General features: G+C 42.0%; 13 protein-coding genes and 1 other annotated feature. Of the genes, 2 read left to right on the forward strand and 11 right to left on the reverse strand.

Annotation, left to right across the window (positions count from 1 at the left end):
- Positions 1–17: 17 nt before the first annotated feature.
- On the reverse strand, positions 18–2,642 hold the full coding sequence (locus OP489_RS07840) for a valine--tRNA ligase (protein WP_266161406.1): 2,625 nt from the start codon (positions 2,640–2,642) through the stop codon (positions 18–20).
- Positions 2,643–2,712: 70 nt separating this feature from the next.
- Positions 2,713–2,936: a binding site (T-box leader), on the reverse strand.
- Between the two features lie 134 nt (positions 2,937–3,070).
- Between OP489_RS07840 and OP489_RS07845 the strand changes: the two genes are divergently transcribed.
- Positions 3,071–3,751, forward strand: a complete 681-nt coding sequence (locus OP489_RS07845; RefSeq protein WP_266161408.1) for an MgtC/SapB family protein — start codon at positions 3,071–3,073, stop codon at positions 3,749–3,751.
- A 99-nt stretch (positions 3,752–3,850) separates the two neighbouring features.
- On the opposite strand, the gene OP489_RS07850 is transcribed toward OP489_RS07845, so the two are convergent.
- The 7 genes from OP489_RS07850 to malQ all read right to left on the reverse strand — a co-directional run bounded on the left by OP489_RS07850 (position 3,851) and on the right by malQ (position 13,002).
- Positions 3,851–4,339, reverse strand: coding sequence for a hypothetical protein (locus OP489_RS07850; RefSeq protein ID WP_266161410.1), 489 nt, complete (start codon positions 4,337–4,339; stop codon positions 3,851–3,853).
- Between the two features lie 128 nt (positions 4,340–4,467).
- Positions 4,468–6,135, reverse strand: a complete 1,668-nt coding sequence (locus OP489_RS07855; protein ID WP_266161411.1) for a Na/Pi cotransporter family protein — start codon at positions 6,133–6,135, stop codon at positions 4,468–4,470.
- Between the two features lie 218 nt (positions 6,136–6,353).
- Complete coding sequence (locus tag OP489_RS07860) at positions 6,354–7,073, reverse strand: tRNA threonylcarbamoyladenosine dehydratase (protein ID WP_266161412.1); 720 nt, start codon at positions 7,071–7,073, stop codon at positions 6,354–6,356.
- Between the two features lie 141 nt (positions 7,074–7,214).
- Positions 7,215–7,706, reverse strand: coding sequence for a hypothetical protein (locus OP489_RS07865; RefSeq protein WP_266161413.1), 492 nt, complete (start codon positions 7,704–7,706; stop codon positions 7,215–7,217).
- 36 nt (positions 7,707–7,742) lie between these two features.
- A complete protein-coding gene (locus OP489_RS07870) occupies positions 7,743–9,011 on the reverse strand; it encodes an ArsB/NhaD family transporter (protein ID WP_266161414.1) in 1,269 nt (422 codons plus the stop codon).
- Positions 9,012–9,167: 156 nt separating this feature from the next.
- Positions 9,168–11,498 (reverse strand): glycogen/starch/alpha-glucan phosphorylase, encoded by a 2,331-nt coding sequence (locus OP489_RS07875; RefSeq protein WP_266161415.1) that lies wholly within the window; start codon positions 11,496–11,498, stop codon positions 9,168–9,170.
- Positions 11,485–13,002, reverse strand: coding sequence for a 4-alpha-glucanotransferase (malQ, locus tag OP489_RS07880; RefSeq protein WP_266161416.1), 1,518 nt, complete (start codon positions 13,000–13,002; stop codon positions 11,485–11,487). The genes OP489_RS07875 and malQ overlap by 14 nt, the downstream gene beginning before the upstream one ends.
- 166 nt (positions 13,003–13,168) lie before the next feature.
- Here malQ and OP489_RS07885 point away from each other — a divergent pair, with 166 nt between their 5' ends.
- The gene (locus OP489_RS07885) at positions 13,169–13,684 is read left to right on the forward strand and encodes a phosphatase PAP2 family protein (protein WP_266161417.1); all 516 of its coding nucleotides are present in this window, start codon (positions 13,169–13,171) and stop codon (positions 13,682–13,684) included.
- A 52-nt stretch (positions 13,685–13,736) separates the two neighbouring features.
- Here OP489_RS07885 and OP489_RS07890 read toward each other — a convergent pair whose 3' ends face one another.
- Genes OP489_RS07890 through cysS form a run of 3 tightly spaced genes read right to left on the reverse strand, consistent with a single transcriptional unit; the run spans position 13,737 to position 16,095 of the window.
- Positions 13,737–14,132, reverse strand: a complete 396-nt coding sequence (locus OP489_RS07890) for a hypothetical protein (RefSeq protein ID WP_266161419.1) — start codon at positions 14,130–14,132, stop codon at positions 13,737–13,739.
- A gap of 28 nt (positions 14,133–14,160) precedes the next feature.
- Positions 14,161–14,658, reverse strand: a complete 498-nt coding sequence (gene ybaK, locus OP489_RS07895; RefSeq protein ID WP_266161420.1) for a Cys-tRNA(Pro) deacylase — start codon at positions 14,656–14,658, stop codon at positions 14,161–14,163.
- A 27-nt stretch (positions 14,659–14,685) separates the two neighbouring features.
- Positions 14,686–16,095 carry a cysteine--tRNA ligase gene (gene cysS / locus OP489_RS07900; RefSeq protein WP_266161421.1) on the reverse strand — a complete coding sequence of 470 codons (1,410 nt, stop codon included), beginning with the start codon at positions 16,093–16,095 and terminating at the stop codon, positions 14,686–14,688.
- Positions 16,096–16,130: the final 35 nt, after the last annotated feature.

The following is a 16,130-nucleotide window of genomic DNA, read 5'->3' on the forward strand; positions in this document are numbered from 1 at the left end:
CCTCTCCTCCCTTTACATTACTCCAACGCAGAAAGACCGGACTGAATCAGCGTCATACGTTTTTCTAATTTTTCCATATTGTCACGCACACCATCAATTACATTCTGTGGCGCTTTCTGCATAAATTTCTCATTATTAAGCTTCGCTTGCGCGCTGTTATAGCCTTTCGTAACGGTTTCCAGTTCTTTTTTCAAACGGCTAATCTCAGCCTTACGATCCACCAGTTCGTCCATTTCGATATAAATTTTCGCATGGCTGGTAACAATCGTAACTGCTCCTGAAAGATCAAATGAATCTGAAACCTCGATGGAACTTGCAGAAGCAAGGCGTTCAAACACTTTGGTCCCCGCTTCAAATTCTGCCCTCTGTGCTGTTGCAATATAAAGCTTTGCCTTTCTGCTCGGCGGAACATTCATCTCACTGCGGCGATTACGAATGGCACGCACGGCATCCATGACGATCTCCATCTGTGCAGCCTCCGTCGGGAATGAAAGGTTCTTGTCATACTGCGGATATTCTGCAACAACAAGAGCTTCTCCCTCATGCGGCAAACTCTGCCAGATTTCCTCTGTCAGATACGGCATGAACGGATGAAGAAGTGCTAAGGTTTTGGTCAGCACCCAGCAGAGCACCTGACGCACATTCTGTGCTGCTTTTTTATCGTCTCCCTGCAAGCGAATTTTAGAAATTTCCACATACCAATCACAGAACTGATCCCAGATAAAATCGTGAAGTTTCTGTGCTGCAATGCCCAACTCAAACTTTTCCAGATTATCATTCACTTCGAGGCACAGCTGATTAAAGGAATTCAGAATCCACTTGTCTTCTATGGTCAGCGTTTCCGGAAGGCAATTTTGCACTTCATGCCCATCAATATTCATCAGGGTAAAACGGGCAGCATTCCAGATCTTATTTGCAAAATTCCGGCTTGCTTCTACGCGCTCAGCTGAAAAACGGGTATCATTTCCGGGACTGATTCCTGTTACCAGTGTAAAGCGCAAAGCATCAGCACCGTATTTCTGGATCACTTCCAGAGGGTCAATTCCATTTCCAAGAGACTTACTCATCTTACGGCCCTGCGAATCTCGAACCAATCCATGGAAAAAGACAGTTTTAAATGGTACTTCTCCCATGTGCTCAATTCCGGAGAAAATCATTCTTGCAACCCAGAAGAAAATGATATCATAGCCGGTCACCAATGTATTGGTCGGATAAAAATATTTAAGATCTTCTGTCTGATCCGGCCATCCAAGTGTACTGAACGGCCATAGAGCAGAACTAAACCATGTGTCGAGCGTATCCTCATCCTGATGCAGATGCTTACTGCCACATTTGGAACAAACACTCGGTGCTTCACGAGCTACAGTAATTTCCCCGCAGTCATCGCAATACCATGCCGGAATCCGATGTCCCCACCAAAGCTGACGGGAAATACACCAATCCTTGATGTTTTCCATCCAGTTATAATAAACTTTTTCCATCCGTTCCGGGATAAAACGAACTTCATGGCTGCGCACCGCTTCAATGGCTGGTTTTGCAAGAGGCTCCATCTTCACAAACCACTGCTTACTGACCCGCGGCTCAATCGCAGTATGGCAGCGATAACAAGTCCCTACATTATGCTTGATCGGCTCAATGCTGACAAGGTATCCTTGTTCATCAAGTTCTTTGACAATCTGCTTACGAGCGTCCATTCCGCTCATTCCGCAGTATTTTCCACCATTTTCATTGATGGAACCATCATCATTCATAATATTGATCACCGGAAGATGATGCCGCAGCCCAACTTCAAAGTCGTTCGGATCATGGGCAGGTGTAATTTTCACAACACCGGTTCCAAAATCCCGCTCAACATATTCGTCCGCAATCACAGGAATCTCTCTGCCGACAAGCGGCAAAATCAGCGTCTTGCCAACCAAATCTCGATAACGATCATCTTCTGGATGCACCGCTACTGCTGTATCTCCCAACATCGTTTCCGGACGAGTTGTCGCTAACTCCAGATAGCCGCTGCCGTCTTTAAATGGATAGCGAACATGCCAGAAAGACCCATCTTTTTCGCTGAACTCCACTTCTGCATCAGAAATAGAAGTCTTGCAGTGCGGACACCAGTTAATAATCCGTTCTCCGCGATAGATTAAGCCTTTTTCATAAAGGCGCACAAAAACTTCCCGTACCGCTTTACTGCAGCCTTCGTCCAATGTAAAGCGTTCACGCTGCCAATCACAGGAAGATCCTAATTTACGGAGCTGCTCAACAATTCTTCCTCCAAATTTCGCCTTCCAAGCCCATGCACGCTCTAAAAATGCTTCCCGTCCAATTTCTTCTTTTGTAATCCCCTCTTTGCGCATCGCTTCCACAATCTTTGCTTCGGTTGCAATAGAGGCATGGTCCGTTCCAGGGAGCCACAATGCACAGCGTCCCTGCATCCGACGCCAGCGAATCAAAATATCTTGAAGCGTCTCATCCATGGCATGACCCATATGAAGCTGCCCCGTAATATTTGGTGGCGGAATCACAATCGTATACGGCTCTTTCTTTGAATCAGGTTCCGCATGAAAATAATTCCCCTTCTCCCAGAAGTCGTAAATTCGATCTTCCACTTCTCCGGGATCATAAGACTTTGCGATATCTCTGCTCATCGATTATTCCTCCAACCACTTTTTATAAATTAATCCTTAAAAATAAAAGCCCCGGATACAGAAAAACTGTATCCGGGGCGAATCTGCAACAAAAGATCCGCGGTACCACCCGCATTCGGCTTTTAAAGCCCTCTCTTTCTTAACGCGAAAGCTTTTCACTCGGTCTCGCTTAATCTTGATTCAGCGAGACAACTCCGGGGTGACTGATTCGCAAAAGCACAATATCGGCTCGCATCATCCGCCGACTTTCTGAAAATAAAAATCTTTTGCCTTTTTCCCCATCTTCGTCTTTGTATATAATTGATATTGTCCTCAATAATATTAAGTATTATACGCGGAAAACAGGTCTCTGTCAAGATTCGATTACTTAGTACAAATTTTTTCAAACCATGTTATAATATAGAAAAATAGAAAAGGAGGTCACCACGATGGAGGAAAATTTTTGGATCGTTCAGGGAGAATATTTACTGCGTTTGTTTTTGGCAGCTTTATGCGGCTGCATAATCGGCCATGATCAATCCTCCAATCATACTAAAACAGTTGGGATGCGCACTCACGCCGTTGTGGCAATGGCTTCTGCCCTGATGACTCTGACTTCTAAATATGGATTTTCCGACCTGATCGGCGAAAAAGGGATTTCGCTTGATCCATCCAGAATTACAGCGGGTGTTGTCACCGCTATTGGATTTCTCGGTGCCGGCGTCATTTTTGTTCGAAAAGAAAATGTTACCGGAGTTACCACTGCCGCCGGGTTATGGGCAACCGTCGGTGTCGGCTGTGCACTTGGCGCAGGCATGTACCTTCTAGGTATTGCCGCTTCTATTTTAATTGTAGCTGTCCAGTTGTTTTTACTTCACAATAAAAGAATTTCTCAAGAACCCATTTTTGAAAAGCTGGTCCTTGAAGTCTCGACTGATGAAGACATTCATACTTTATTTTCGGAAATTTTCGAAAGGCACCACATCGAAATCACCAGTCTTCAGACAAAGCGGCTCTCCCCGCAAAAGTTGGAAATTGCGCTTCTAGTTCGTTATCCAGCCGCTTATAATGCCGAAGACGTTATTAAGTTGTTAAAAGACATCCCAGCCATCAAAAGTATTGAATATTGATAAACCAGTAAATCTATAAATGACGTTAAAATACAGGGGGCTCTCATTTTACTGAGAGCCCCCTGTTATAAGACAAATCCATGCAAAATTTTTAAAAAGTTATACGGGAAGCGGCGCAGGCTGTAAAATCTGTTCTTGACAATCCACTGCCGCAGCAATGCAAACAGATTCCAATGCATGACGCTCGTCTGGCACAACAAGCACATAATCATTTCCAGAAACGCCGTAAGCTGATGAATGTGTCATAATCAATGATCCATAGGAATCTACAAAATCAAAGCTGCGATCAATAAGATTCCCACGAAATCTCCAATCTCTGCCCCGGATACGAACCGGATGCTGTCTGGAAACCGGATTTAAAACAACCTGCATTCCAGTCTGTCCTTCTATTGAAATTCCACAATGATAAAGTTCTCTCATTCCCAGAATATGAAGTCTGGCAACTGGTACCTCGTGTGGAGTCACTACAATCAATTTGAGTCCCAACTGTTGCCCATTGGTTTTAATCAAAAAAGCCGGTTTCCCACTCTCATCATAAACGCAATACGCCACATTATCTCCACTGTCCCGTCTAAAGTAGAATTTCAATTTTCCGCCTCCCTTTTTATGAAATCAATAATTAGCTTTATTGTACCATGAATTTTATAAAATAAAAAGAGAAAGAGGCAGAACGAATCATTTTTTCGTCCTGCCTCTTTGTTATATGTGTAATAAAGTTATTCTGCTGTAGTTCCTGTCACAGCTAATTCCGGCAATTTTGCTAAAGGTTTTCCGGTATGCACCGAAAATGCTACATTGGTAGCATGATCCGCAATTCTCTCCAGATTAATCAGCAAATCATTATAGACTGAACCAGACTGAGGAGAACACTCTCCGCTCTTAAGACGTTCAATATGATTCATTTTAAGATATTCTGTTAATTCGTCCACTTGTTCTTCTGTTTTATTGACTACAAATCCAAGATCCTGTTTAGAACCGCCATCTGCAAAAAGTTCTATAGAAGAGTCAAATACCGTCAACACTTTTTCTTGCAGCTGCTTGAGTTCTGCTATTGCCGCATCACTCATAGTTGCTTTTCCATCTGCTACAATTTGAGCTTCTTCTGAAATATTCTCACTGTAATCGCCAATTCTCTCGATGTCATTTACCACATGATACATCGCGCCAATCGTTTCACGATCTTGATCTTCCAGCTCTAATCCGTTGATCTTTACCAAATAAGCAGTAATTCCTTTATTTAGAAAGTTAAGAATGGATTCGTTTTCCTCTAACTCCGATACACGATCCGCATCGCGTTTATAAATCATATCCATACTCAAAAGAAAGTTTGAGCGTGCAATTTGTGACATACGAATGACTTCTTTGATCACTTGGCTAACTGCCACCGGAGGTGCATTTAAAATACGCTCATCCAAATACTGCAACCGTCTTGCTTGGAGCTTTTGGTCTACCCCCGGCACCAGACGGCAAGCAAGATTTACAAGATGATTGGAAAGCGGAAGTAAAACTGCCGTTGTCGTTACATTAAAACAAATATGCACTAACGAAATCTGCATCATCGGATTGTCCGGCGCAAACCCCTCAATTACTGACACAAAAGGAGTAAAATAAGAAATCATGGTAAAAGCGAGAGCACCAATTACATTAAAAAGTAAATGTACAATTGCTGTACGCCGTGCGGTTTTCGTCGTACCAATAGAAGCCAACAAAGCCGTTGCACAGGTACCAATATTCTGACCAAAAATCACATATACTGCAGAACCTAATCCGATGGCACCAGAAGATGCCAATGCCTGCAAGACACCGATGGAAGCAGATGAGCTTTGAATAATTGCCGTAAGGCCCAAACCAACCAAAAGGCCCAACAGCGGATTCCTCAAGCTGGCAAGAAGATTACAGAAGCCTTGATCCTGAGCCAGAGGAGCCATCGCTGTACTCATATTCGTCATACCGAAAAACAAAATGCCAAAGCCTAAAATAATTTGCGCAATATGTTTACGATTGTGCTTCTTAATAAATAGAACGCCAATTACGCCCAAAAAGATTGCAATTGGTGCTAAGTCGTTCAGACGAATTGCAATCAAAAGCCCCGTAACCGTTGTACCGATATTAGCGCCCATAATGACGCCGGCTGCCTGAGAAAGCGACATTACACCAGCATTAACAAAACCGACCACCATTACGGTAGTTGCCGAGGAACTCTGAATAACAGCCGTAACCGCTAATCCTACCAATGCACCAACATAGCGATTTGTAGTCAGGCGCTCGATCATGTTTTTGAGCTTTGACCCGGCGGCAAGTTCCAGTCCTTCACCCATCAGATTCATACCATAAAGGAAGAGTCCAAGTCCGCACAGGAGCATCATGACATTTTGTAATCCCATTCTGTTCCATCCAATCATTTTTATTTAGTTAATACAAATACTTTATTTTTAACCTTTATATAAACTTTTTATAACAAAGCCCTTGTAAAATGATAGTACAAACTTAGAGAATTAATATTCTAAATTAGAATTATAAAACAGAAACTGATAAAATATTTCTCTATAAGATTTAAAATAATTATATCATATTTGCTAATATAAAATTATTAATACAATATCTACCACGCCTGTGTCAGATCCTGCACAACTGCACCCGCTAAAACCAGCCCTGCTGTAGAAGGAACAAACGGCATACTGCCTGGTGTTTGCCGCTTCCCCGGAGCCGCTGGTTCTTCACTTTGCAAGGGTGTTCTTGGCGGCTCTGTGCTGTAGACGACTTTTAAAGAAGCAATCCCTCTCTTTCTTAACTCTCGGCGCATCACTCTTGCAAGCGGACATACCTTTGTCTCGTAGATATCTCCCACTCGAAATGCGGTAGGGTCCAATTTATTCCCTGCACCCATAGAACTAATAATCGGCGTACCTGCCTTTTTAGCATTTTGCACCAACAATAGCTTACTGGATACCGTATCAATACAGTCGATGACATAATCATAGGAATCCAGCCCAAATTTGTCCGCATTCTCTGCCTGATAAAATTTAGGAATCGAAAAGACAGAAGCTTGTGGATTGATAGAAAGAAGGCGCTCTGCCATCATTTCGGCTTTCAGCTGATTCAGTGTCTGATAAGTTGCTACAATTTGGCGGTTTAGATTCGAAACGCTGACAGTATCCGGGTCTACCAAAGTCAGTGAACCAACTCCACTACGGCAAAGGGCTTCCGCTGCATAACCTCCAACCCCACCGACGCCAAAAATAATCACCGAAGATTGATGGAGCTTTTCGATTGCTGACTGACCAATCAACAATTTCGTCCTTGAAAATTGTTCTTCATTCATTTTTATCACATCCCATTTCAAATATTCTTTTTAATTTTTTCCCATTCTAAAATTGGCTGTCATGTCCAGAAGAAGATTTTTCAAGGGCACTCTAAATTATACTTTTCTCTTGTCTTTCATAAATAACAAACTATAACATGATTACTTTTCAATGTCCACATGCGGATGCGTCTGCTGCAATTCCGGAAGTTCCGGTGCCTCCACCTTTTGCACTTTCTTCATGACAAGCTGCATATCATCTTTAATCTCTTCCAACATTGCCTTATCAATATTATGTGTCAAAAACAGATCTTCCATATTCTCTAAAAATTGATGCTCTTTTTCAAAAATTTCGAGAAATTCAGGAAAATTGTGGCTCTTTTTTGCATTTCGAAATTTTTCAATATCATCCTTAATGAATGCAATAATTTCCTGTACATTCGCAAATTTTCCGTGAGAAATTGCATAAGGTCTCACCCGCTGCAAAAAATATTTATCCTCTCGTGTAATATTGAAGACATACGTTACCAACACACCGTCTCCCAAATTGAAATCCACAATATGCATAAAGCTAGGAAACTCCCGGATTTGAGTCGCACCCATCAGCCGCAGCGTTAAGTCGATAACATCTCCATTGATCGAATTGCAGTTCATAATTTGAACTACTCCTTTCCTTTATGGCTCGCTTTTTTAAGCAAACCGCAACAGCAGCCAGACCGTGCTGATTGCAACCGACATCAGCATAATCGGGAAGCCTATTTTTGTAAAGCTTTTAAAAGTAATCGGATAACCATTTTTCGTACTAATGCTCGAAAGCACCACGTTTGCAGAAGCGCCAATCAATGTACCATTGCCGCCGAGGCATGCTCCAAGAGAAAGTGCCCACCACAATGGTGTAATATTTATGCCGCTTTGTCCCATCGTTAAAATCAGTGGAATCATCGTTGCAACAAATGGAATATTATCCAAAAATGCTGAAATAAACGCAGAAGCCCAAAGAACAATCAGCAAGCTCATCACCATATTTCCTTGCGTTGCATTGATCATTGTCTGAGCCAACATGTTAATAACGCCGACCTCTTGTAAACCGCCGACCACTACAAACAATCCGATAAAAAACAGAATTGTTGGCCATTCCACACTCAGAATGATTTCTTCTGCATCCTGTTTTCCAATCAGTAAAATGATAACAGCGCCCGTCAGTGCAACGACTCCAGATTGAATTCCCGTCTGACTATGGAGAATAAATCCAAGAACAACCAAAGCCATCACAACAAGGCTCTTAATCATCAATGTCTTATCGTGAATTGCCACATTTTCGTCCAAACTCATTACCTTATCCATTGCTTCCTGGTCGACCTGCATCTCTTTTACATAGAGGAACCGAAAACATAGCAGCGTTAACGCAAGAATAATAACAACCGGGGTTCCTGTATTGAACAGAAAATCTAAAAATCCAAGCTTAGCGGCACTGCCAATCATAATATTTGGCGGATCACCGATCAGGGTGGCAGTACCACCCATATTAGAAGCCAGGATTTCTGAAATCATATATGGGATTGGGTTGATTTTTAGAATACCAGTAATTGCCAAAGTCATTGGCCCTACCAAAAGGACCGTTGTGACGTTATCCAAAAATGCGGAAAGGATTACCGTTATCAGAACAAACGATACCATAATTCGCCATGGCTTTCCTTTTGCAAGCTTCGCTGATTTAATTGCCACATACTCAAAAATACCGGATTGTTTAACCACAGCCACAAAAATCATCATTCCGACTAATACGCCAAGCGTATTTACGTCTACATGAGAAACACAATCACTTAAATCCAGAATATGAAACAAAATCATCAGAACCGCACCAGCCATTGCGGCTACAGCACGATGAACTTTTTCTGTCATGACAGTAACCATTGTCACCAAAAAAATTACAATCGCTATAATCTGTTGACTTGTCATATAAACACCTCTTCTTCCCTTTTTAGATATTGCTTCTCTTTTCCAATAGCCGTTTCATTCTAACACTTTCTTGTAAAAAGTCAATAAAATTTTATACTAATTTTGCCAAATCTGACAAAATAAAAATTACTTTGAAAAGGCAAAAAAACCAATCAATTAAAGATACCAAATTTCTTTTGCATACTGTGAAACTGTACGGTCACTGGAAAACACTCCAGCATGAGCAATGTTCAAAAGGCATTTTCTTGTAAATTTCGTCCGGTCTCTCAGATAATCCTGATTTGCGCGCAAACGGGTCTCACAATAAGGCAAAAAGTCGAGCAGCAGATAATAATAATCTGCCCGATGCCATGAAGCGCCGTCTAGAATGGAACGATACAATTCCTGAAAAACGCCGCTGCCGCCATCTGTCACAGTACCATTTACCAAAGAATCCATCACTCTACGAATACGCGGCTCCCGCTCATAAAAGATACGGGGATGATAATTCTCTCCAAGTGCCTCCAGTTCTTCTACTCGGGCACCGAAAATATAGTTGTTCTCTTCCCCTGCCTGTTCCACAATTTCGATATTGGCACCATCATAAGTGCCCAACGTTACGGCACCGTTCATCATAAATTTCATATTGCTGGTTCCACTTGCCTCGGTCCCTGCCGTAGAAATCTGTTCACTGAAATCCGCCGCCGGAATCAGTTTTTCGGCATAGGAAACATCATAATTGCTCACAAAAACGACCTGCATCTTCCGATTGACTGCATCGTCATAGTTAATAAGATTGGCAATTTCATTAATATATTTGATAATTCCCTTTGCACGATCATATCCCGGCGCCGCTTTGCCGCCAAAAATAAAAGTAGTGGGATAAAAATCTTTAATCCGGCCTTCTTTTAATCCGTAATAAAGATCCAGAATTGAAAAGGCATTGAGCAGCTGCCGTTTATATTCATGAAGACGCTTTACCTGAACATCAAAAATATTTTCAGTGTTGAGCCCAAAATTATCTTTTCGATAAACATAATCTGCAAGCTGGTTTTTCTTTTCTTTCTTAATCTGCATCAACTGCTTTAAAGAATCAGGATCGTCTGCATAGGGAACTAATTTTTCAAGCTCAGAAAGATTCGTAATCCAGCTGTTACCGATACGGTTGGTGATAAATTTAGAAAGTTCCCGATTACATAGTGCCAACCAACGGCGCTGTGTCACACCATTCGTCACGTTATGGAACCGCTCCGGATAAAGATCATACCACTCTTTAAGCGTCTTTTTCTTTAATATTTCCGTATGAATTTTTGCAACTCCATTGACAGAATGCGTTGCATAAACTGCCATCTTTGCCATATGAACCTTTCCGCCCGCAATCAGACTGTAATCATCCGGATTCCTTTGTGAATTACTTCCGATTTCATGACGAAGACGATTTTGCAGCATCACCACATATGGATAGACCTGTGGCAAAACGGTACAGAAGAGCGACACATCCCATTTTTCTAATGCTTCTGCCATAATTGTATGATTTGTATAAGAAAAAACCTGCTGGACAATTGAAAAAGCTTCGGAAAAAGAAAGATTTTCGCCTGCTATCAAAAGGCGTAAAAGCTCCGGAATCGAAACAACCGGATGCGTATCATTTAGCTGAATGGCATATTGTTCCGGCAGCTTTTTAAAATCGTTTGCGTAAGACTTTTTGAATTCCCTTAAGATGCTCTGAAGTGATGCACTGCTAAAGAAATACTGCTGCTTTAACCGCAGACTTTTTCCTTCATCAGTATCATCATTTGGATAAAGCACGTTGGAAATTCTTTCTGCTGCATTTTTCTCCGCTACTGCTTCTTCATATTTTTGCTCATTAAAAAGCTCAAAATCGAATGGATGTAAAGGCTCCGACTGCCATAAACGCAGCGTATTAATTGTTTTCCCACCATATCCGATCACCGGCATATCATAGGGAACCGCCCAGACACTCTCTTCTCCGAAATCCACACGTACCCGCTCATTTTCCCGGCGAACGCTCCACGGATCTCCAAAAGCAAGCCAATCATCGGCTTCTTCCTTCTGTTCTCCATAAGAAAAAGTCTGGCGAAACAATCCATAGCGATAGCGGATTCCATACCCATTAAGTGAAATTCCAAGAGTAGCTCCGCTGTCCAAAAAGCAAGCCGCAAGCCGTCCCAATCCACCATTCCCTAATGCGTCGTCTTCGACTTTCTCAAATACTTTCGGATCAATTTTGTGCTGTCTCAGTAAATTTTCCGTCTCTTCAAGAAGGCCCATATTTAGAAGGTTAGAATGAATCACTCTTCCAAGCAAAAACTCAGCCGAAAAATAACAAGCTTTTTTCCTTTCTGATTTTGTCTGCCAAGTTGAAAAAATTTGTTTCATCACAGCTTTTGAAACTGCCATATAAACTTCTTTTGGCGTTGCTTTCGAGAAATCTGCGGGAATTTCCTCCGAAAGATTTTGCAAAACAGTTTCTTCATATGCGTTCATTAGAAATGCCTCCTTTACGGTCATAAAGTTCAGCATAATACCAAAGTTTTTGTGATAATTCTGAACTCAATTGTTCTTTCTTCAGACGCCAGCACCAGTTTCCGCCAATGGTCGAAGGATAATTCATGCGTGCTTCATTCCCTAGGTTCAAAAAATCTTGCATTTGAATGATCGCAAGATCTGCCGTACTCTCATAAGCTGCTCGAATACAAGCCCAGTTAAGTTCTTTTCTGCTGTGAACTCCCAAATACGATTTTGCAAAGCGCAGGATTTCCGGTTTCTGATGGGCAAAGAATCCGGACATCGTCTCATTATCATGGGTCCCGCAGTAAACAACACAATTCTGCTCGTAATGGTCGGGCAAATAAGGATTTTTCGGACCGCTGTCAAATGCGAACTGCAAAACTTTCATGCCCGGATACCCAAAACTTTTTCGAAGACGCGTTACTGTCGGCACTACAACCCCGAGATCTTCTGCAATCAATCTGCTGTTCTGAAGGGCAGGCGAAATTGCCTCTAACAGCGCTTCCCCGGGACCTTTTTCCCAATGTCCATTTTGGGCAGTTTTTTCTCCATAAGGAATCGCATAATATCGGGTGATTCCAATAAAATGATCCATACGAATCACATCAAAAAGTGCAGCCGAAAATTTGATTCTCTGCTGCCACCAAAAAAAATGATCTTCCTCCATTTTCACCCAATTATAAAGAGGATTTCCCCAAAGCTGTCCGGTGACACTAAATGCGTCCGGCGGTACTCCCGCGACTTCCTTTGGCTTTAAATTTTCATCGAGACAAAATAAGCCCGGCTGTGTCCAAACATCAGCACTGTCGAGAGAAACATAGATTGGCAGATCTCCAATTATCCGGACACCCTTTTCGTGTGCATAGTTTTTAAGTGCTGTCCACTGGCGAAAAAAGCAGAACTGGCAGAATTTCCAGAACTCTATTTCTTGTGAAAGCAAGGTTCGGTATTTCCCCAGTGCCTGAGGATTACGGCGGCGAATTTCTTCCGGCCATAAAAGCCAGGAAGCTGCATGAAAATACATCTTAAGTGCCATATAAAACGCGTAATCGTCCAACCATGGATCTTCTTCGCAAAAATCGTGATAACCCGGAGAATCAAAATAATGGCTGCGGGAAAAAGCTTTTCTTAAAATTTGGAAACGATTTTTATAAAGCTTTGTATAATCAACCCGGCTTTGATCATCTCCCCAATCAAGACAAACTTCCTCCGAAGTTAAAAGTCCTTCTTCTATTAACAAATCGAGATCAATAAAATAAGGATTTCCTGCAAAGGCAGAAAAGCTCTGATATGGGCTGTCTCCATAACTCGTTGGCCCGATCGGAAGGACCTGCCAATAAGAAAATCCAGAACTGCAGAGAAAATCTATAAAGCGATAGGCATCTTTTCCAAAAGTGCCTATTCCATAAGGAGAAGGCAGTGCAGAAATTGGCAAAAGGATTCCCGCTCCGCGTGGCAGTCGCTTTTGTTTTCGTCTCATCCTACTTTGCTTCCTTTATCATTAAAAATTTCTTCTTAAAAAGTCTTTCTGTTTTTATTAGAGTACCACATTCTCTGTCGGATTGTCTAGGAATGTTCAGAATATTGCTTGACGAATGTGTTAAAATGAAAAAGTTAAAGTAAGCTATAAGGAGATTTTATAATCTATGAATTGGGAAGCCAGTTTTCTGATGCTTTTGCAGGCACATCGCAGTGCTTTTATGGACTCTTCCATGATTTTTTTCACCCACCTTGGAAATTTTGGGCTCATTTGGGTTGCCATAGGGATTCTGCTTTGTATCAAAGCAAAATACCGCAGATATGGAATTGCCCTATTGATTGCAATCGGCTCCACTGCTTTAATTGGAAATTTCATTATCAAACCAATCGCAATGCGTCCGCGTCCCTGCATGGATTTTCCAAATATTTCCCTTCTGGTTCCAGCGCCGACCTCGTGGTCTTTTCCCAGCAGCCATTCTGCTACTTCTTTTGCCGCAGCAGTTGTTTTATGGAAGCTCAACAAGTATTTTGGATTTTTTGCAGGAATCATTGCGGTTTTAATCGCATTTTCACGAATGTACCTTTTCGTACATTATCCTACAGATATTCTTGGCGGACTTTTGTTAGGCTTCTTCTGTGCGTTATTGACCTTACACTTTTTAAAACTTCCTGCAAAAAATTGATCTAAAATAAAAAGGGATTGTCTGATTTTGCTCAGCACAATCCCTTTTTTATTTAGTCGGAATGATCGTTTTCTGAATCCTTTTCTGACAATTTTCGGCGAAGAATCCGCATGCGAAAAATTCCAAGTGTAAACAATATCACCAGTAAAATCCCCATGACGATAGGAAAAATCTGGTCAACCCCAACATTCCGCAGAGAAGCTAGCACTAAAATTGCCATAATTCCATCGATGGCAATAAAATCGCGGATCGCATAACCCCAGTCTCCCCCGGTAGGTTCTGTTTTATTTGCCGGATTATCGGCTGCTTTTTTCTTCATTGCATAATGAATCAATACACGGTCACAAGCATCGATGAATCCTTCAAAAGGGTTTCCGTTCTGCTTTTGAGCTGCTGCACTTTTTGATTTTATCCGAGGCTTTGCCCCCGGCTTTTTTTGTTTTGGCATCAAACAGTTCCCCCCTTTGTGGATTATCTCAAGATTCTTCCAATTTTTTCATGCAGATTGGCGCTGCTTTCGCTCCGATCAAACGAACAAGGTCACTTGGCGCAAGTTCTACCTGCGTTCCGATTCTTCCACCGCTCACAATAATTGTCTCCTGTGACATTGCACTTTCGTCCAACACCGTTTGAAACTGCTTCTTCATGCCAATGGGCGAACAACCCCCACGAATATATCCGGTCAGCGCGTTAATCTCTTTTACATGGATCATCTCAATGCTCTTTGCGCCAACACTTCTCGCTGCTGCTTTCAAATCAAGTTCTTCCGCGACTGGCACTACGAACACATAATATTCTTTGCCGCCCTTTGTTACCAATGTTTTAAAGACGCGTTCGATTGGCTGCCCAAGCTTTTGCGCTACTGCAATGCCATCAATTTTTCCATCTTTATTTTCATAAACATAATGACGATAAGAAATCTTCTTTTGATCTAAAATCCGCATCACATTCGTCTTATCTTCTTTTTTTGCCATCTGTTGTTCCTTTCGCGAAAAATCTTCTCAGGCACGTTTCCATTTAATTCCCTGTGGTGTATCCTCCAAAACGATCCCGCGTGCTTTTAACGTATCTCGAATCTCATCGGCTGTTTTCCAGTCTTTATTCTTTCGTGCCTCAGTACGTTTCTGTACCAGGGCTTCAATCTCCTGATCATCTTCCCCAGCAGTCTCTTCTTTCTGATAGAGAAGCCCTAAAACGCCACAAAGCTCGTTAAAGAGAGCAAGTGCATACTCGCATAATTTGCGACTGGGATTAGATGCTGCACTCAAATCCGTGTTGATAATACGTGCAAGGTCAAAAATTGCAGAAAGTGCATTTGCGGTATTGAGGTCATCGTCCATTGCTTCAATAAAAGCGGTATGATAAGAATCGAGTTTTTTCTTTTCCTGTGCTTCTTCCGGCTTTTCTTCTGCAACCGCATTTTTCATCACGAATTCAAGATTGTCCCGGCAATTATAAAGGCGCTCCAATGACGCTTTGCATTGATCAATCACATCAATGCTATAATTGATCGGGGTACGGTAATGAGAAGAAACCATCAGATAACGAATCGGTTCATAACCAAACTTTTGGGCCACTTCCCGAACAGTAAAGAAATTCCCCAATGATTTACTCATCTTTCTGTTATCCACATTGATATAACCGTTATGCATCCAATAATGAGCAAACGGAACTCCATTGCAGCATTCGCTTTGTGCAATCTCATTTTCGTGGTGCGGAAAAATCAGGTCCTGTCCGCCGCAATGAATATCAATGGTTTTTCCAAGGTACCGTCTCGCCATAGCTGAACATTCAATATGCCAACCGGGACGGCCATGTCCCCATGGAGATTCCCAATAAGGCTCTCCTGCCTTTGCACCCTTCCAAAGGGCAAAATCCATTGCATCTTCTTTGATCTCTCCAGTCGCAATTCTTGCTCCCGCCTGCAGATCTTCCAAAGGCTGATGACTCAGCTTACCATATTGGGGATCCTTGAGCGTGCGAAAATAAACATCTCCATTTTCGGTAGGATAAGCATATCCTTTTTGGATCAAAGTGGAAATAATAGACTGAATTTCTTTGATATTTTCAGTTGCCTTCGGGTGAATCGTTGCCGGACGGACGTTCATTCCCTCCGCATCTTTTTGATATTCTTCAATATAACGACGGCTGACCGTCAAATAGTCACTATTTTCTTCATTTGCTTTACGGATGATTTTATCATCTACATCTGTAAAATTCTGAACGAAAGTGACTTTCATGCCACGATATTCGAGGTAGCGGCGCAGAACATCAAACACACAAATAGGACGGGCATTTCCGATATGGATATAATTATAGACCGTCGGACCACAGGCATAAATTTTTGCTTCTCCCGGTGTAATCGGAACGAACTCTTCCTTTTGGCGCGTCAGCGTATTATAAATCCTCATAATGCTTCTCCTTTTATTAATGATTCAGTCAGCTA

Origin of the sequence: Caproicibacterium sp. BJN0003 (assembly GCF_026314295.1) — a bacterium.
GTDB lineage: Bacteria > Bacillota > Clostridia > Oscillospirales > Acutalibacteraceae > Caproicibacterium.

Coding starts and splice junctions, on each gene's coding strand:
- OP489_RS07840 (WP_266161406.1), bottom strand. CDS start 2,642: ATGAGCAGAGATATCGCAAAGTCTTATGATCCCGGAGAAGTGGAAGAT.
- OP489_RS07845 (WP_266161408.1), top strand. CDS start 3,071: ATGGAGGAAAATTTTTGGATCGTTCAGGGAGAATATTTACTGCGTTTG.
- OP489_RS07855 (WP_266161411.1), bottom strand. CDS start 6,135: ATGGGATTACAAAATGTCATGATGCTCCTGTGCGGACTTGGACTCTTC.
- OP489_RS07860 (WP_266161412.1), bottom strand. CDS start 7,073: ATGAATGAAGAACAATTTTCAAGGACGAAATTGTTGATTGGTCAGTCA.
- OP489_RS07865 (WP_266161413.1), bottom strand. CDS start 7,706: ATGAACTGCAATTCGATCAATGGAGATGTTATCGACTTAACGCTGCGG.
- OP489_RS07870 (WP_266161414.1), bottom strand. CDS start 9,011: ATGACAAGTCAACAGATTATAGCGATTGTAATTTTTTTGGTGACAATG.
- OP489_RS07875 (WP_266161415.1), bottom strand. CDS start 11,498: ATGAACGCATATGAAGAAACTGTTTTGCAAAATCTTTCGGAGGAAATT.
- malQ (WP_266161416.1), bottom strand. CDS start 13,002: ATGAGACGAAAACAAAAGCGACTGCCACGCGGAGCGGGAATCCTTTTG.
- OP489_RS07885 (WP_266161417.1), top strand. CDS start 13,169: ATGAATTGGGAAGCCAGTTTTCTGATGCTTTTGCAGGCACATCGCAGT.
- OP489_RS07890 (WP_266161419.1), bottom strand. CDS start 14,132: ATGCCAAAACAAAAAAAGCCGGGGGCAAAGCCTCGGATAAAATCAAAA.
- ybaK (WP_266161420.1), bottom strand. CDS start 14,658: ATGGCAAAAAAAGAAGATAAGACGAATGTGATGCGGATTTTAGATCAA.
- cysS (WP_266161421.1), bottom strand. CDS start 16,095: ATGAGGATTTATAATACGCTGACGCGCCAAAAGGAAGAGTTCGTTCCG.